Here is a 15,699-nt window from a genome sequence, read left to right as displayed (position 1 = left end):
TGAATCATTGCAACCACATCTCTGTAGTGCTGTCGCTCACGCGGTGAAATGGGTGGCGCCCGCATCACGTTCTGCCCAGTCCAGTAGCGCCGTCACTTGCGCCCGCAAGGCGGGCCATTCCGCCACCGCTTGCGCTGGGGTATTGAGCATGGCGCGCACCAGCTGTTCGATGCGCCGGCATTCCTGGCCCAGCGCGGCAAAGCCGAAGGTGGCGGCCGAGCCAGCCACCGCGTGCAGCGCGCGGTGCAGCTCCGTCAACGGTTCCAGACGGGCGCCTTCGCTGTCGCAGCGGCCGCTTGCCTGCGCAATCGCCTGCATCAGGGCCGGCACGCTGGCCGCATACTTTTCGTTCAATGCACGCAAACGCGTGCGGAAATCCGGATCGATCAAGGTTGCCATCGCAATACTCGCCTGAATGACTTACTTGGTGCCGAAGATACGGTCGCCGGCGTCGCCCAGGCCCGGCACGATGTAGGCGTGGTCATCCAGGTGCGAGTCGAGCGCGGCGCAGAACATCTTGACGTTCGGGTGCGCGTTCTGGAACACGGTCACGCCTTCCGGTGCGGCCACCAGGGCCAGGAAGATGATCTGCTCGTCCGTCACGCCCCGTTTTTTCAGCACATCGACGGCATACACGGCCGAATTGCCGGTCGCCACCATCGGGTCGCACAGGATGAAAGTGCGCTCGTTCAGGTCCGGCAGGCGCACCAGGTATTCCACGGGCATGTGCGTGGCCGGGTCGCGGTACACGCCGATATGGCCCACGCGCGCCGACGGCACCAGGTTCAGCAAGCCATCGCTCATGCCGATGCCTGCGCGCAGGATGGGCACGATGGCCAGTTTCTTGCCGGCGATGACGGGCGCATCGATGGTCACCAGCGGGGTCTTGATTTCGCGCGTGGTCAGCGGCAGATCGCGCGTGATTTCATAGCCCATCAGCAAAGTGATTTCCTTGAGCAATTCGCGAAAGGTGCGCGTCGACGTGTCGTGCTCGCGCATGTGGCTCAGTTTGTGCTGGATCAACGGGTGATCGGTAATGAACAAATTCGGGAAGCGTGGGTCTTGTTTCATATTGTTTTTCTTTCTCTACTCTCTGGCGCGGCGGCAAGCATGCACCGCAAGCGCGCTGTGTGTCGATAAAATCATGGATTGCAGCATTATCCCAGTCCGCAGCCCGCCTGTGGCCGGAATTTTCGAAATATTCGGATTTATTGAAATCAATACTCGCGCAGCGCGCGCGCCAGGATGGCCGCGCAATCGGTGCCCGCTGGCAAGCGGCCATACGCCCCGCCCGGCGCCTGCACCAGCCTCGACTGCAGGAAGGCTTGCGCAACGAACGGTGGCGCATGGCGCAGCAGCAAGGCCGCCTGCACGGCCAGCACGATGCGCTCGGACAATTGCCGCGCGCCAAATTCATCCGTTTGCGCTCCATCCAGGTCGGCCAGCAGGCGCGCGCGGCAGGCAACAAAGGAAGCGTCATCATCGCCGGCCAGCGCCAGCTCGGCCGCCAGGGCGTCGCGCGCGGCAGGCGACTTGCCGAAGGCGCGCAAGACATCGAGGCACATGACGTTGCCCGAGCCTTCCCAGATCGAGTTGACGGGCAGTTCGCGGTACAGGCGCGCCAGCGGCGCCTCTTCCACATAGCCCGTGCCGCCCAGCACTTCCATGGCTTCCGCGCCGAAGCCGGGCCCCCGTTTGCAGATCCAGTACTTGCCGGCCGGCGTGAGCACGCGCGCCAGCATCGCCTGCCCTGCATCGTCCTTTTCATCGAAACAGCGGGCCAGGCGCAACGCAAACGCCGTGGCCGCTTCCGACTCGAGCGCGAGGTCGGCCAGCACGTTTTGCATCAGCGGCTGCTCGGCCAGCGGCTTGCCGAACACGGCCCGTTGGCGCGCATGGTGCAGCGCCTGCGTCAAGGCGGCGCGCATGATGCCGGTGCTGCCCAGCACGCAATCGAGGCGCGTATGGCTGGCCATCTCCAGGATGGTGGGAATGCCGCGCCCCGGCTGCCCCACGAGCCAGCCGTAGGCATTGGTGAACTCCACCTCCGACGAGGCGTTCGAGCGGTTGCCCAGTTTGTCTTTCAGGCGCTGCACGCGGATGGCGTTGCGGCTGCCGTCGGGCAGGTAGCGGGGCAAAAAGAAACACGACAGTCCGCCCTCGTCCGCCTGCGCCAGGATCAGATGCGCGTCGCACTGGGGCGCCGAGAAAAACCATTTGTGGCCGACGATGCGCCAGGCGCCGCCTGCCTCTGCACCGAACAGCGCTTGCGCCTCGTCCGGCGGCACGGGCACGGCGCGCGTGGTATTGCTGCGCACGTCCGAGCCGCCCTGTTTTTCCGTCATGCCCATGCCGACCAGGGCGCCCCGTTTTTGTTCCACGGGCAAGGAGCGGGGATCGTATTCGCGCGACAGGATTTTCGGCAGCCAGCGCTGCGCGATCTGCGGCAGATCCTGCGCCTGGCGCAGGGCCGGCACCGAGGCATACGTCATCGTCACGGGACACTGCGTGCCGTTTTCCACTTGCCCCACTAATAGATAGGCGGCCGCGCGCGCCACCTGGGCGCCGGGGCCGGGCGAGGCCCAGGGCGACGCGTGCGCGCCGGCGCCCACGAGGATGGCCATCAGTTCATGCCAGGCCGGATGGAACAGCACTTCGTCGATGCGCCGGCCGGACCGGTCGAACTGCTGCAGTTCGGGCGTGTGGATATTGGCCAGACGCGCCAGCGCGTACGTCTCGGCCCGGCCCAGCTTGTCGCCCAGCGCGTCGAGCTCCTGCAGCGCCGCGCCGCCGCCTTCACGCAGCAGCGCTTCGATCAGCGCCGGGTCGCAGGCGAACAGGTTGACGTTTTCAAACGGCGTGGCCTGGTTGAAAACTTCATGCGTATCAAAAGCATTCATGGGGGTCTCCCGCGATTTGTTATCATGGCGCCCTTGCCTGCTGCGGGCGCGCCGTCAACACCGTCTGCCAGCCAGACTAGCGCAAAGCGCAAGGCGGGGCAAGCGCGCCAGGGGAAGCAAGCGCAGATAAATGTTTCCACGTGGAATGAAAATACCCATGTGTGTCGCGCGGCATGATTTTTTTCATGGAAGGCAGGAATATTTACAAAACCTGAAGCAATGTTGCTTTATTTCATGTAATCGAATGCTTTTCAATGATACATTTCGTGTGGATCGCGTTCCGATAGCCGCCCTTCCGGCCCTATGGCGCGCGTCACGCACGATGCACTGTTTCCGTTGGCGCCCTGCCCTGCAGCGAGCGCCGGCACTGATAATAAAAAGGTAAAAGCCAGCACGATGTTTTCCAGTACCCCATCCGCCGCCCACCGCGAGGCCCGCCACGAGTTGGACAACCTCATGGAAGAGGCAGGCGACGTCGTGTTCCGGCTCGATACGGACGGCCTGATCCTGTTCGCCAGCAAGCGCGCGGCCACCCTGTTCGGCGCGCCCTCGGGCCTGTCCGGCCATTTGCTGCTGCCGCTGGCCACCGAAGCGTCGCGCGCGGCGCTGCAGGCGGCGCTGGAAGACGCGCTGGAAGAGCCGGGCCGCCTGGAAGTGCGCCTGCAAGCGCCGGACCAGGAAATCTGGTTCGAGCTGCGCCTGTCGTCTTATATGAACGCGGCCGGCGTGGCCGAATTGCTGGTGGTCGGGCGCGACACGTCGGCCCAGCACAACACGGAAGAACGGCTGCGCCACATGGCAACGCACGATGCGCTCACGGGTCTGCCGAACCGCCTGCTGCTGTCGGACCGCATCCGCATGGTGATCGCCCAGGCCGCCCGTTCGGGCCAGGGCTTTTCCGTCGCCACCATCGGCCTCGATGGTTTTAAAAAGGTCAACGATGGCCTGGGCCACCCCGTCGGCGACGCCGTACTGCGCCTGGCCGCCGCGCGCCTGCGCAAGACCCTGCGCGACAGCGACACCCTGGCGCGCGTGGGCGGCGACGAATTCGTCGCCGTGCTGCCTGGCAGCGCCACCGACGCCCAGATCAAGCTGGTGACGGGCCGCCTGCTGGCCACCCTGCAGGCGCCGTTCGAAGTCGATGGCCACACGATCTACGTGGGCGCCTCCGTCGGCGTATCGATCTATCCGCTGCACGCGGAGGATGAAGTGCGCCTGGTGGCGCTGGCCGATGCGGCCATGTCGCGCGCCAAGGAAACGGGCAAGGCCCGCTGCCTGGTCTACAGCCCGCGCCTGAACGGCCCGTCGGAACACGATATTTCGCTGGAAGCGGCCATGTTCCACGCCGTGCGCGAAGGCGAATTCCTGCTGTTTTACCAGCCCATCGTCGACGCGCACACGCGGCAGATCCAGGGCTTCGAAACCCTGATGCGCTGGAAGCATCCGACCCTGGGCCTGGTGCCGCCCGTGCGCTTCATCCCGATTGCGGAAGCCAATGGCCTGATCAACCTGCTCGGCGCCTGGGCGCTGAAGGCGGCCTGCGTGCAGCTCAAGCAGTTCCAGGAAGTGGCCAAACGGCCGTTGTACATCTCCGTCAACATCAGCCCGCGCCAGTTCCGCAACGATAAATTCCTCGACGTGCTCGATGAAGCCATCGCGTTTTCGGGTCTCTCCGGCGAACACCTGGTGCTGGAAATCACGGAAGGCACGCTGATGATCGACCCCGTGCATGCTGAAACCATCCTCGTCAAGATGACGGAGCGCCGCGCGCGCATCGCCATCGACGATTTCGGCACCGGCTACTCCTCGCTCGCGTATCTGAAGCGCTTCCCCATTTCCGTGCTGAAGATCGACCGCACCTTCATCAAGGACTTGCCCGAATCGAGCAAGGATGCGGCCATCTGCAACACCATTCTCGACCTGGCCAAGCATTTGAATTTGTCCGTCGTGGCCGAGGGCGTGGAAACCGAGGAGCAGATGCACTTCATCGAGTCGCGCGGCTGCCAGTACGTGCAAGGCTACCTGACGGGCAAGCCGATGCCGGCCCATGCCGCGCTATCGGCCTTGAGCGACAAAACCTATGCGGCGCTGGTGCCTGCGCCGTCTGCCAATGAACCGCGCGGAGGGGTGCAATGAATCCAGGTCATTTCACGGTACCGACACAGCTAGGCAAAAACACCCTGGACCTGCTGTGGGCGCGCACGCGACAGCAAGGCGACATGCCCGGCTTCGCGAAAGCCATCAGCGCCATCCTGGGCGCCATGCGCGGCGAGGATGACCACGAATTCGACATCACGCAAACGGTGCTGTCCGACCCTGTCCTCACGCACAAGGTACTCAGGCTGGCCAACAGCGGCATGTATTCGGCCTTCGGCCAGCGCGTCAACACGGTCTCGAAGGCCGTGCTGGTGCTCGGTATCGACGCCATCGGCCACCTGGCGCTGGGCCTGAAGCTGATCGAGGAGCTGTCGCAGGCGTCACCCGATTCCGTCAGCGCCCACGTGGAAATGGAAAAAGCCGTGCTGGCCGGGATGGTGGCGCAGCAGGTGGCCACCAGCGCCGGCAGCCTGCAGGCGGAGCAAGCCGTCGTCTGCTCCATGCTGCACACCCTGGGCCGCATGATGGTGACGTTCTACATGACGGATTTCTGGGCGCGCATGCAGGCGCATGCGGGTCCCGGCAACGAAGCTGCCGCCGCGCGCGAAATCCTCGGCCTGTCGCTGCCCGAAGTGGGCTATGCCACGGCCGCCCACTGGGGCTTGCCGCAGCACCTGATCAACGGCATGCGTCCGATGGACCCGTCGCCGGACAACTCCCCCGTCAGCGGCGCCGACTGGATGGCGGGCCTGTCGACGATGGCGGCGCGCTGCGCCGACTCGCTGTGGCATGACGATGCGGCCGGCGCGGCGCAGGTGCATGCGCTGATCGACGATTATGCGGGCACCCTGGGCATCACCGCGACCGACCTGGTGGTGGCGGTGGACAAGGCCAAGGCGATGGCGGCGGCCGACCTGTCGATCGCACCGCTGTCGAAACCGGCCGAACGGCGCGCGCGCCAGCTGGCCTCGACGCGCATGCGCGCCGAAGGCAATCGCGTGTTGATCGGCGGCCTGGCCGACCTGCGCGGCGCCATCGGCAGCGCCAGCCCGGGACAGATGGTCTCGATGGCGCTCGAAACGCTGCACCAGGGCTTCGATTTTTCGCGCTCGGTGGCGTTCGTGCGCAACCACAGGGACCATTTGTATTCGGCGCGCATCAGCTTGGGCGAAGGCATGGCGGACCTGCAGGATTTGATGGTGTTTGGCGACGCGTATGAGCCGAACGTCTTCCATGCGGCCCTCAACAGCGACCGCGTGATCTTCATCGACAACGCGCGCGACCCGAAATTCGCCGCCAAACTGCCGCAATGGTGGAAGACGACCCTGTCGGAAGCGCGCAGCTTCGTCGTGCTGCCGCTGTCGGCCAACGGCCACCCCACGGGATTTTTATATGGCGACTGGGACGACAGCTTCCCGCCGATCCAATTGAATCAGACGGAATTTAACCTGATCAACGATATCCGGGCGTTATTGGTGCAGTCGGTGGAGATGCGCCATCAATTGGAATTGGTGGCGAACAAGGTGGCGTGACAGGAAGCGCCGACAATGGTGTCGGATTACGCGCTGCGCGCTAATCCGACCTACATGGCATGGGCCGTAGGTCGGATCAGGGCCGCAAGCCCGTCATCCGACAACATTCAATTTACTTCAGCTTCGGCGTATTCACGCTGACATCGCCGCACTGCGCGCGGTGCATCAGGGCGTGGTCGATCAGCACCAGCGCCAGCATGGCTTCGGCGATCGGCGTGGCGCGGATGCCCACGCAGGGGTCGTGGCGGCCGAACGTTTCCACCATCACGGGATTGCCCTCTTTATCGATCGAGCGGCGCGGCGTGCGGATCGACGACGTCGGCTTGATGGCGATCGACACACTGATGTCCTGTCCCGTCGAGATACCGCCCAGTACGCCGCCCGCGTTATTGCCGATAAAGCCTTCCGGCGTCAGTTCGTCGCCGTGCTCGGAACCCTTTTGCGCCACCGAATCGAAGCCGGCGCCGATTTCCACGCCCTTGACGGCATTGATGCCCATCATGGCATAGGCGATGTCGGCGTCGAGCTTGTCGTAGATGGGCTGGCCCAGGCCGACCGGCACGTTTTGCGCGATCACGTCGATGCGCGCGCCGATGGAATCGCCGTCGCGGCGCAGCTGGTCCATCGCCGCTTCCATGCGCGCGATCAGGTCCGCGTCGCCGCTGGCGGCAAAGAACGGGTTCGCATGCACGTGCTCCCACGACTGGAACGGCACGGGAATATCGCCCAGCTGGCTCATGCAGCCCTTGAACGTGGTGCCGTACTGCTGCAGCAGCCATTTCTTGGCAATCGCCGCCGCGCCCACGACGGGTGCCGTCAGGCGCGCCGACGAGCGCCCGCCCCCGCGCGGATCGCGCACGCCGTATTTATGCCAGTAGGTGTAGTCGGCGTGGCCGGGGCGGAAGCTTTCCGCGATATTGCCGTAGTCCTTGCTGCGCTGGTCTTCATTGCGGATCAGCAGCGCGATGGGCGTACCCGTCGTCACGCCCTGGTACACGCCGGAGAGGATTTCCACGGTATCCGATTCCTGGCGCTGCGTCACGTGGCGCGAAGTGCCCGGCTTGCGGCGGTCCAGCTCGGGCTGGATATCGGCTTCCGACAGGATCAAGCCCGGCGGACAGCCATCGATCACGCAGCCGATGGCCGGACCGTGCGATTCGCCGAAAGTGGTAACAGTAAACAGCTTGCCAAAAGAATTGCCGGACATAGTAGGAAGTGGTGAGGACTGGAAAACTCAATTCTACCAGCCTGCGGGGCATGCCATGCCGCTAATGCCAGGCCACTGCCCGATATTTACCCGCCACCCACCCTCCCGCCGCGCCTTTCGCCCCGCCCCAAACCGCCATTTTAAAATCCCGCGTTATTTTTTCGCATAAAAAATACCAAATAAGCGTCGCAATCATGCAATGCAAGAAATATTGCCCTACAGAATAGACTTAAAAAAACATTTTGCTTATTAAATAGCTATATACTTGGATCAGAGCGCGGCACACAATACTGAACGCCAACCCAGATTTAGGCTGCGCCGAGAGCACGTCACAAAATGCCCAGGGCCAGGCGTCGTTGCCGAAGACAGTACGCAAGTACGGCGAGGCAACGCAACGATAGTTGAGTGCTGTTTTTCGTTGTTCCAGAGTGCATCAGAAATGCCCAGGGCTAGGCGTACTGCCGAAGACAGTACGCGAGTACGGCGAGGCAGTACAACAACGCCATGGACATTTCTGATGTGCTCACGTTCCGTATTGAGTCATCCTGGAGAAGCTATACATGCCCGCACCGATCATCCCCCTTGACGCCAACAAGGACGATCACGACGACCTGGTATTCCTCGATGAGCAACCAGCGGCGTCGCTGGCCGTCGCACAGCGCAGCGTCTGGCGGGTGATGATCATCGACGACGATGAAGACGTCCACTCCACCACCACATTCGCCCTGGGCAATCTGGAAATGCAGCACCGCCCGCTGGAATTCGTGCATGCGTATTCGGCCGGCCAGGCGCGCGAACTGCTCAAGCATGAAGACGACATCGCCGTCATCCTGCTCGACGTGGTCATGGAACAGGATGACGCGGGCCTGCACCTGGTGCGCTACATACGCGAAACGCTGAAAATGACGGACGTGCGCATCATCCTGCGCACGGGCCAGCCCGGCTATGCGCCGGAAATCGACGCCATCCGCGATTTCGACATCAACGACTACAAGACCAAGTCCGAACTGACGCGCATCAAGCTGTTTACCACGGTGACGGCGGCCATCCGCTCGTACGAGCAGATCCGTTCAATCAACAGCAGCCGGCGCGGCCTGGACCGTATCGTCCACGCCAGCACGCAGCTGATGGCGCTGCATGGCGTACAGAATTTCTCGGCCGGCGTGCTGGCGCAGATCGCCGACCTGCTGGGCACCCGCGCCGACGGCGTGCTGTGCGTGCAGGACTTGCAGGACAATGGCAGCAAGGAGCTGCTCGTTTCGGCCTGCACGGGCAGCTTTTCCAGCCTGCCGCACAGCGCCCTGTGCGGCCTGCAAAACCCGCGCGTGATGGCCGCCATCGAGCACACGCTGGCGCAGCGGCGCAATGTCTACGCACACGACTACGCCACGCTGTACTTCGCGGGCAAGGCCGGCCGCGACGCGGCCGCCTACCTCATGCTGCCGCGCCCCCTTTCCGCCATCGATGAAAGCCTGCTGGAAGTATTCTGCAGCAACGTCGCCGTGGGCCTGGACAACGTCGAGCTGGTATCGCACCTGCACAACGCCGCCTTCTACGACCAGTTGTCGAAGCTGCCGAACCGCACGCGCCTGGTGGAAATTCTCGACGCCACCCTGGCCGGCCCCGCGCGCGACGACGCCACGTTGTCGCTGGTCGACCTCGACCACTTTGCCGAAACCAACGACGCGCTGGGACACCAGTTCGGCGATACGCTGCTGATCGCCGTGGCGGGCCGCTTGCAAACCCAGCTGGGGCCGCAGCTGACGGTGGCGCGCCTGGGCGGCGATATCTTTTGCGTGCTGGGCGACTCGTCCCAAGTCAACCCAGGCAATATCCTGGCCCTGTTCCAGCCGCCGTTCTGCATCGATGGCCAGGACGTGCAGCTGTCAGCCACCCTGGGCCTGGTGCGCCTGGGCGAACATGCGGGCACAGGCGCCGATGCACTGAAGGATGCCGACATCGCGCTGAAACGGGCCAAAAGCCAGCAGCGCGCCGGGCATTTCTATTTTTCGCGCAGCATGGGCATCGAAATCCGAGAGAGAGTCCGCATGATGCACGCGCTGCGCACGGCTTTCAGCCAGGACCAGCTGTTTGTCGTGTACCAGCCGCAAATCGACCTGACCACGCGCCGGCCCGTGGGCGCCGAAGCGCTGCTGCGCTGGCAGACGCCGGACGGCAAGTTCATCTCGCCCGACCGCTTCATCCCGATCGCCGAGTATTCGGGCATCATCATCGACCTCGGCGAATGGGTGCTGCGCACGGCGTGCCGCGAACTGGTGCTGCTGCGCGAGCAGGGCCACCGCAACTTCGTCATGTCCGTCAACGTGTCGCAAGTGCAGTTCCGCCACCCGCTGTTCCTGGAAATGCTGCGCGCGGCGCTGGAAGAAACGCAGGCGCCGCCCGAATTCATCGAGCTGGAAATCACGGAATCGATGGCCATGGAAGAGCCGGACTTATTGATCAAGATGCTGTGGCAGATCAAGCAGACGGGCGTGAGCATCGCCATCGACGACTTCGGCACGGGCTTTTCCTCGCTGTCCTATTTGCAGCGCCTGCAGGTGGACCGCCTGAAGATCGACCGCGCCTTCGTCACCGAGATCACGGGATCGGCGCGCGGCAGCAGCATCGCGGAAATGGTCATCCAGCTGGGCCGCAACCTGGGCCTGGCCGTGATCGCCGAAGGCGTGGAAGACGAGCGGCAAGCACAGATTTTGCAGGCGCTGGGCTGCCCGATGGCGCAAGGCTTTCTGTTCGCCCGCCCCATGACGGCTACGGCGCTGGGCACCTGGCTGAACAACGAAGCGCTGCAGGGCGCGGCATAGGTTGCACCTTGGATCGCGAATGCAAAACGCCGGCAATCGCCGGCGTTGTTTTTACTGCATCGTGGTATCAGTCCGTCGTTTCGGCCGGCCAGTCGCGGATGTACGCTTTCAGCATCTGGTTTTCAAAGCTTTGCGCTTCGAGCACGGCGCGCGCCACGTCGTAGAAGGAAATGACGCCCAGCAAGGTCTTGGCATTCATGACGGGCAGGTAGCGCGCGTGCTTTTCCAGCATGATGCGGCGCACTTCGTTGACTTCCGTATCCGGGGTCACGGTGATCGGGTGGTCATCCATGTGCTTGCGCACGGTGCCGCCGCCGATCTGGCCCGCGTTTTCATGCAAGGCGTTCAACACTTCACGGAAGGTCAGCATGCCGACCAGGTCGCCAAATTCCATGACCACCAGCGAACCGATGTCTTTTTCAGCCATGGTATTGGCCGCGTCAAGCAGGGGCTGGTCAGGCGTGACCGTGTAGAGGATATTGCCCTTGACTTGGAGAATTTCAGATACTTTCATATTGGCCGTCCTGTCCGCGTGATTGGTATTTTAGTTATTCTAAGCCCTTACTGCGACTGTAGCCTATGCCTGCGGAAAAATCCAGCCTTGCGCGCAATCAAATCGAGGGGGATTGCGCGCAACTTTTCATCAGCCCCGGCGGCGGAACCACCCGGCAATCGAGAGGCGCTCGCGCGCCGTCGGCAACACTTCGTGCAGCATCTCGCCCGACATGAACATGGCCATGCGGCCCGCCTGCGGCAAGATATCCACCTGAGCGCCATCCTGCGGGTGCAGGCGCAGCGCGCCGCCATGCTCGGGCAGCCAGTCGTCGTTCAGGTACAGCACGACGGACACGGTGCGCTTGTCGTCGTCGCGGAAACGGTCCAGATGGGCCCGGTAAAAGGCACCCGGCGCGTACAGGGCGAAATGGCTTTCATACTCTTCCAGCCCCAGGAACAGCTCACGGTTGAGCACGCGGCGCAGCGCTTCCATGTGTGCCAGGTAGCGGTCGCACGCTTCTGAACGACCCGTTTCCAGCCATTCAATATGGTCGCCGCGGATGTCCGGCTGCAGCAGCGGCGCATGGCCGCTGCCCACGCCGGCGCCCTTCATCTTGCCGCTGAGCATGGATTGCACGCATTCGGCGGCCAGCTGGCGGCTCAGTTCAGGGGAGATGAAATGCTCTTGCATGAGCCAGCCTGCCTGGCAGAGGCCGTCGACGATAGAGGGTCCGGGTACGGCAAGGGAGCCGTCGAACGATATTGCGGGCATAAAATCTTTCCTGGTGGACATGCATGAGAGTGCGCCTGAAGCCCAGGATTTCGTTCGCTTGCAACTGTTTCCCTGCGGCGCGGCGCACGCGCACAGCTAAGACAGCCCGAATATCGCTGATACGATATCGTACCACCGCCGCACCACGCCGGTCACTTTTTTTACACTGCCGGTTACACGCGAGCTGAGCCTGACCGTCCGCCAGCACGGCGCCATGCGCCCTGCACAGCAGCCCTTTTGCTCAGCTGCAAATCAGGTTACGATCTTGCCACTATAAAACTTGGCGGAGACACCATGAGCGGCCCGAAATACCCCGGTTTCGATACCTTATCCCTGCATGCGGGCGCCGCGCCCGACCCGGCCACGGGCGCGCGCGCCACGCCCATCCATTTCACGTCCTCGTTTGCCTTCAAGAGTTCGGACCATGCGGCCTCGCTGTTCAACATGGAGCGGGCCGGCCACGTCTACTCGCGCATTTCGAATCCCACCAACGCCGTGCTGGAAGAGCGCATCGCCGCCCTCGAAGGGGGCGTGGCCGGCATCGCCACGGCCAGCGGCCAGGCCGCCATGCACCTGGGTTTATGTACCATCGCCGGCGCCGGCTCGCACATCGTTGCCTCGCGCGCCCTGTACGGCGGCTCGCACAACCTGCTGGCGTATACATTAAAACGCTTCGGCATCGAGACGACCTTCGTCGACCCGCGCGACGTGGACGCCTGGCGCGCCGCCATCCGCCCGAATACCAAAGTCCTGTTCGCGGAAACCCTGGGCAATCCCGGCCTCGACGTGCTCGATATTCCGAAGATTGCCGCCCTGGCGCACGAACACCAGCTGCCGCTGATGCTCGATTCGACGTTCACCACGCCGTATTTGCTGCGCCCCTTCGAGCATGGCGCCGACCTGGTGTTCCACTCGGCCACCAAGTTTTTATGCGGGCACGGTACGGCCATCGGCGGCTTGCTGGTCGACGGCGGCACCTTCGACTGGCAGGCGGCGTACGACAAGACAGGCCGTTTCGCCGAATTGTGCGAACCATATGACGGCTTTCACGGCATGGTCTTCGCCGAGGAATCGACGGTGGCGCCGTTCGCCCTGCGCGCGCGGCGCGAAGGCTTGCGCGACTTCGGCGCCGTCATGAGCCCGCACAACGCCTTCGCCATCCTGCAGGGCATCGAAACCCTGGGCTTGCGCATGGACCGCCACGTGGCCAACACGCGCAAGGTCATCGATTTCCTGCTGGCCAATCCGGCCGTGGAATCCGTGTCCTACCCGGAACTGCCGTCGCATCCCGATTACGAGCTGGCGAAAACCCTGCTGCCGAAGGGCGCGGGCGGCGTCTTCACCTTCCGCCTGCGCGGCGACCGCGCGGCGGGCCAGCGCTTTGTCGACAGCCTAAAGATCTTCTCGCACCTGGCCAACGTGGGCGACGCCAAGTCGCTTGTCATCCACCCCGCCTCCACCACGCACTTCCGCGTGCCCGACGATCAACTGGCGCAGGCGGGCATCACGCAGGGCACCATGCGCCTGTCGGTGGGCCTGGAAGACGCCGACGATTTGATCGAAGACCTGGCCCGTGGCCTGAAACTGTCGCAGAAAGGCGCCTGACATGCAGCTCACCATCGACAACACCACGGCCTACTGCTACACGGGCGGCAAACCATTCAAGCCGCACCAGCCCACGGCCGTCTTCATCCACGGCGCGCAAAACGACCATAGCGTGTGGGCCTTGCAGTCGCGCTATTTCGCCCACCACGGCTGGAACGTGCTGGCCGTCGACTTGCCGGGCCACGGCCGCAGCGGCGGCGCGGCAAAGGATAATGTGGCAGACCTGGCGCGCTGGATCCTCGCCGTGCTGGACGGGGCCGGCGCATCCAGGGCCATGCTGGTCGGCCACAGCATGGGTTCATTGATCGCGCTGGAAGCGGCATTCCTGGCGCCGGATCGCGTCAGCCACCTGGCCATGCTCGGTTCCACCTACCCGATGAAGGTTTCGCCGGCGCTGCTGGAAACGTCGCTCAACGATGAACAGGCGGCCATCGACATGGTCAATATCTGGTCGCACTCGTCGATCGCACAAAAGCCGTCGTTTCCCGGCCCCGGCTTCTATGCCATGGGCGGCGCGCGGCGCCTGAAACAGCGCATCGCCGCCCTCAACCCCGGTCACGTGTTTCACACGGATTTTTCTGCCTGCAATGCCTACGCGAACGGCGAAATCGCGGCCGCTTCGGTACACTGCCCCACTTTATTCATTTTCGGCGCGCGCGACATGATGACGCCGCCCAAATCGACCCGGCTGCTGACGTCCACCATTGCGCATGGCACGGTGGTGCAGGTCGACAGCGGGCACGAATTGATGGCCGAGCAGCCGGACGCCGTGCTCGACGCGCTGTTTGCGTTTGCGCAAACGGCAGCGGCATGAACGCTTTTTTTAGGATAGATGCACATGTTGTTGAATACCCTGTTTGAAGAATTGACCGGCCGCGGCAGCGGCACGGAAGCGGAGCGGCACGAACGCTACAACTGGCTGCAACAGCTGCGTTTCAATAACCCGCAAGCGGACGAAGGCGGTCCCATGGCCGGCATCCCCAGCTACCACTGGTTCCGGCTGCCGCAGGCGCTGGTCGTGGCGGGCCAGCACACGGACCTGCTGGTCGGTACGATCAACGCGCAATACCTGGTCTTCGAGGGCCGCCACGCGGCCGCGTTTGCGGCCGAACTGGGCCTGCAATACGATGCCAACAACCGCATCGACCGCCCCGGCGGCCTGGACGAGCTGCTCGACGCCTATGAAGAGCAGGCGGACGGCAGCTGGGCCACCCTGCCGAACGAAGCGCCAGCGCCGCCGCTGGCCGGCTGGGACGACGTGTACTTCCGCGTGCGCGACCTCAGCGACGGCAAGGCCATCCAGAGCGTGACCACCATCGCCTACGAAAGCAGCCGCTTCCCCGGCTACACCCTGCTGGGCACGACCCTGGTGGGCGCGGGCGCCATCGCCCACGACGACGAGACGGCGGCATATTTGCAGCAAATCTTCGCCGACTGGGCCATCCAGCGCGAATGCGCCGATGTCTGTCTGCCAGCGCAGGAACCGTGGCCCCACGCGCCGCGCCACACGCCGCCCGCGCCTTTCGGTACCCCCTTCGATTTTGCGCGCAACCTGGCCTACCTCGACGCCCTGCTGGCCGCCTATGAACGCGCCCAGGCGCAGGCGGAAGTCGACGGCGGCGATAGCTCCTATTGGGCGTGCGCCGCCGCCAGCGTGGCTTACCAGGTCTTCTCGCTGCGCTACACGGCCGGCCTGCCCTTGCCTGACGTGGAAACGGCGCTGGAAGCTGCCATCGCCGCCTGCGAAGCGGCACGCGCGGCCCTGGCAGCCGCCTACGATGACGATGCCCTGCCCGCCTTTGATTTCGAACAGTTGACGGACTATGCGCGCACCCTGCAGCTGCTGGGCGCGGCCCTGCTGTTCGGCCGCCACGACCTGGCCATGCGCCTGGCCGCCCTGCAGACGGCCTTCGATGGCGAAGACGGCGTGTACGAAGCGCTGCTGTCGACCATCGATGCGCAGCGACCCGCCGTCGACGAATGGTATTTCGCCGAACCCTATTCCGCCCTGTACGAGTGCCTGGACGCGGACGACCCGGCGCAACAGCTCGAGCACCTGCGGCACTACCTGGCCAGCTGGCATGGCGCGCTGGTGCACGAAGACTGGTTCAACGGCCATTTGCGCGCGCACGGCCTGGGCGGCTACTACGGCCTGTGGGCCTTCGAGGCGGCCGCCGTGGCCAAACACCTTGGCCTGGAGCGCAGCGCGCTGGCCCACTGGGTGATGCCGCCCACGCCCTGAATGCCCCGTTTGCTTTTAGATAAATAT

Annotated in this window: 12 protein-coding genes; 6 read left to right on the top strand and 6 right to left on the bottom strand. The window is 64.0% G+C overall.

Translation table 11 applies throughout. The features are described from left to right. Positions 1-36 precede the first annotated feature (36 nt). The 3 genes from AC1Q6X_RS22780 to AC1Q6X_RS22770 form a co-directional block, all read right to left on the bottom strand. Positions 37-399 (bottom strand): Hpt domain-containing protein, encoded by a 363-nt coding sequence (locus AC1Q6X_RS22780; RefSeq protein WP_070224424.1) that lies wholly within the window; start codon positions 397-399, stop codon positions 37-39. A 21-nt stretch (positions 400-420) separates the two neighbouring features. Further along, positions 421-1,071, bottom strand: coding sequence for a uracil phosphoribosyltransferase (upp, locus tag AC1Q6X_RS22775; RefSeq protein ID WP_046682928.1), 651 nt, complete (start codon positions 1,069-1,071; stop codon positions 421-423). 146 nt (positions 1,072-1,217) lie between these two features. Next, on the bottom strand, positions 1,218-2,900 hold the full coding sequence (locus AC1Q6X_RS22770; protein ID WP_492498471.1) for an isovaleryl-CoA dehydrogenase: 1,683 nt from the start codon (positions 2,898-2,900) through the stop codon (positions 1,218-1,220). 396 nt (positions 2,901-3,296) lie between these two features. Between AC1Q6X_RS22770 and AC1Q6X_RS22765 the strand changes: the two genes are divergently transcribed. Next, positions 3,297-5,036, top strand: coding sequence for a putative bifunctional diguanylate cyclase/phosphodiesterase (locus AC1Q6X_RS22765; protein ID WP_070224478.1), 1,740 nt, complete (start codon positions 3,297-3,299; stop codon positions 5,034-5,036). Further along, positions 5,033-6,529, top strand: a complete 1,497-nt coding sequence (locus AC1Q6X_RS22760; protein ID WP_070224427.1) for an HDOD domain-containing protein — start codon at positions 5,033-5,035, stop codon at positions 6,527-6,529. Before AC1Q6X_RS22765 ends, AC1Q6X_RS22760 begins: the two co-directional genes overlap by 4 nt. Before the next feature lie 112 nt (positions 6,530-6,641). Here the strand turns inward: AC1Q6X_RS22760 and aroC are convergent, their stop codons facing one another. Continuing rightward, complete coding sequence (aroC, locus tag AC1Q6X_RS22755) at positions 6,642-7,736, bottom strand: chorismate synthase (RefSeq protein WP_070224428.1); 1,095 nt, start codon at positions 7,734-7,736, stop codon at positions 6,642-6,644. Positions 7,737-8,296: 560 nt separating this feature from the next. Between aroC and AC1Q6X_RS22750 the strand changes: the two genes are divergently transcribed. Beyond that, positions 8,297-10,558, top strand: a complete 2,262-nt coding sequence (locus AC1Q6X_RS22750; RefSeq protein WP_070291631.1) for a putative bifunctional diguanylate cyclase/phosphodiesterase — start codon at positions 8,297-8,299, stop codon at positions 10,556-10,558. A 67-nt stretch (positions 10,559-10,625) separates the two neighbouring features. Here AC1Q6X_RS22750 and AC1Q6X_RS22745 read toward each other — a convergent pair whose 3' ends face one another. Both AC1Q6X_RS22745 and AC1Q6X_RS22740 read right to left on the bottom strand, forming a co-directional pair. Beyond that, the gene (locus AC1Q6X_RS22745) at positions 10,626-11,072 is read right to left on the bottom strand and encodes a CBS domain-containing protein (protein ID WP_010398828.1); all 447 of its coding nucleotides are present in this window, start codon (positions 11,070-11,072) and stop codon (positions 10,626-10,628) included. A gap of 129 nt (positions 11,073-11,201) precedes the next feature. Next, positions 11,202-11,744 (bottom strand): 2OG-Fe(II) oxygenase, encoded by a 543-nt coding sequence (locus AC1Q6X_RS22740; protein ID WP_492498470.1) that lies wholly within the window; start codon positions 11,742-11,744, stop codon positions 11,202-11,204. Between the two features lie 375 nt (positions 11,745-12,119). Between AC1Q6X_RS22740 and AC1Q6X_RS22735 the strand changes: the two genes are divergently transcribed. The 3 genes from AC1Q6X_RS22735 to AC1Q6X_RS22725 are packed head-to-tail and all read left to right on the top strand — an operon-like array spanning position 12,120 to position 15,672. Further along, on the top strand, positions 12,120-13,430 hold the full coding sequence (locus tag AC1Q6X_RS22735) for an O-acetylhomoserine aminocarboxypropyltransferase (RefSeq protein ID WP_492498469.1): 1,311 nt from the start codon (positions 12,120-12,122) through the stop codon (positions 13,428-13,430). Position 13,431: 1 nt separating this feature from the next. Further along, the gene (locus AC1Q6X_RS22730) at positions 13,432-14,244 is read left to right on the top strand and encodes an alpha/beta fold hydrolase (protein ID WP_492498468.1); all 813 of its coding nucleotides are present in this window, start codon (positions 13,432-13,434) and stop codon (positions 14,242-14,244) included. Positions 14,245-14,268: 24 nt separating this feature from the next. Continuing rightward, positions 14,269-15,672 carry a PoNe immunity protein domain-containing protein gene (locus tag AC1Q6X_RS22725; protein ID WP_492498467.1) on the top strand — a complete coding sequence of 468 codons (1,404 nt, stop codon included), beginning with the start codon at positions 14,269-14,271 and terminating at the stop codon, positions 15,670-15,672. Positions 15,673-15,699 lie beyond the last annotated feature (27 nt).

It is taken from the genome of Janthinobacterium sp. GW823-FHT06H09 (assembly GCF_058794735.1).
The sequence above is the reverse complement of the archived record's forward strand: the minus strand, read 5'-3'. Positions and strand labels throughout refer to the sequence as shown.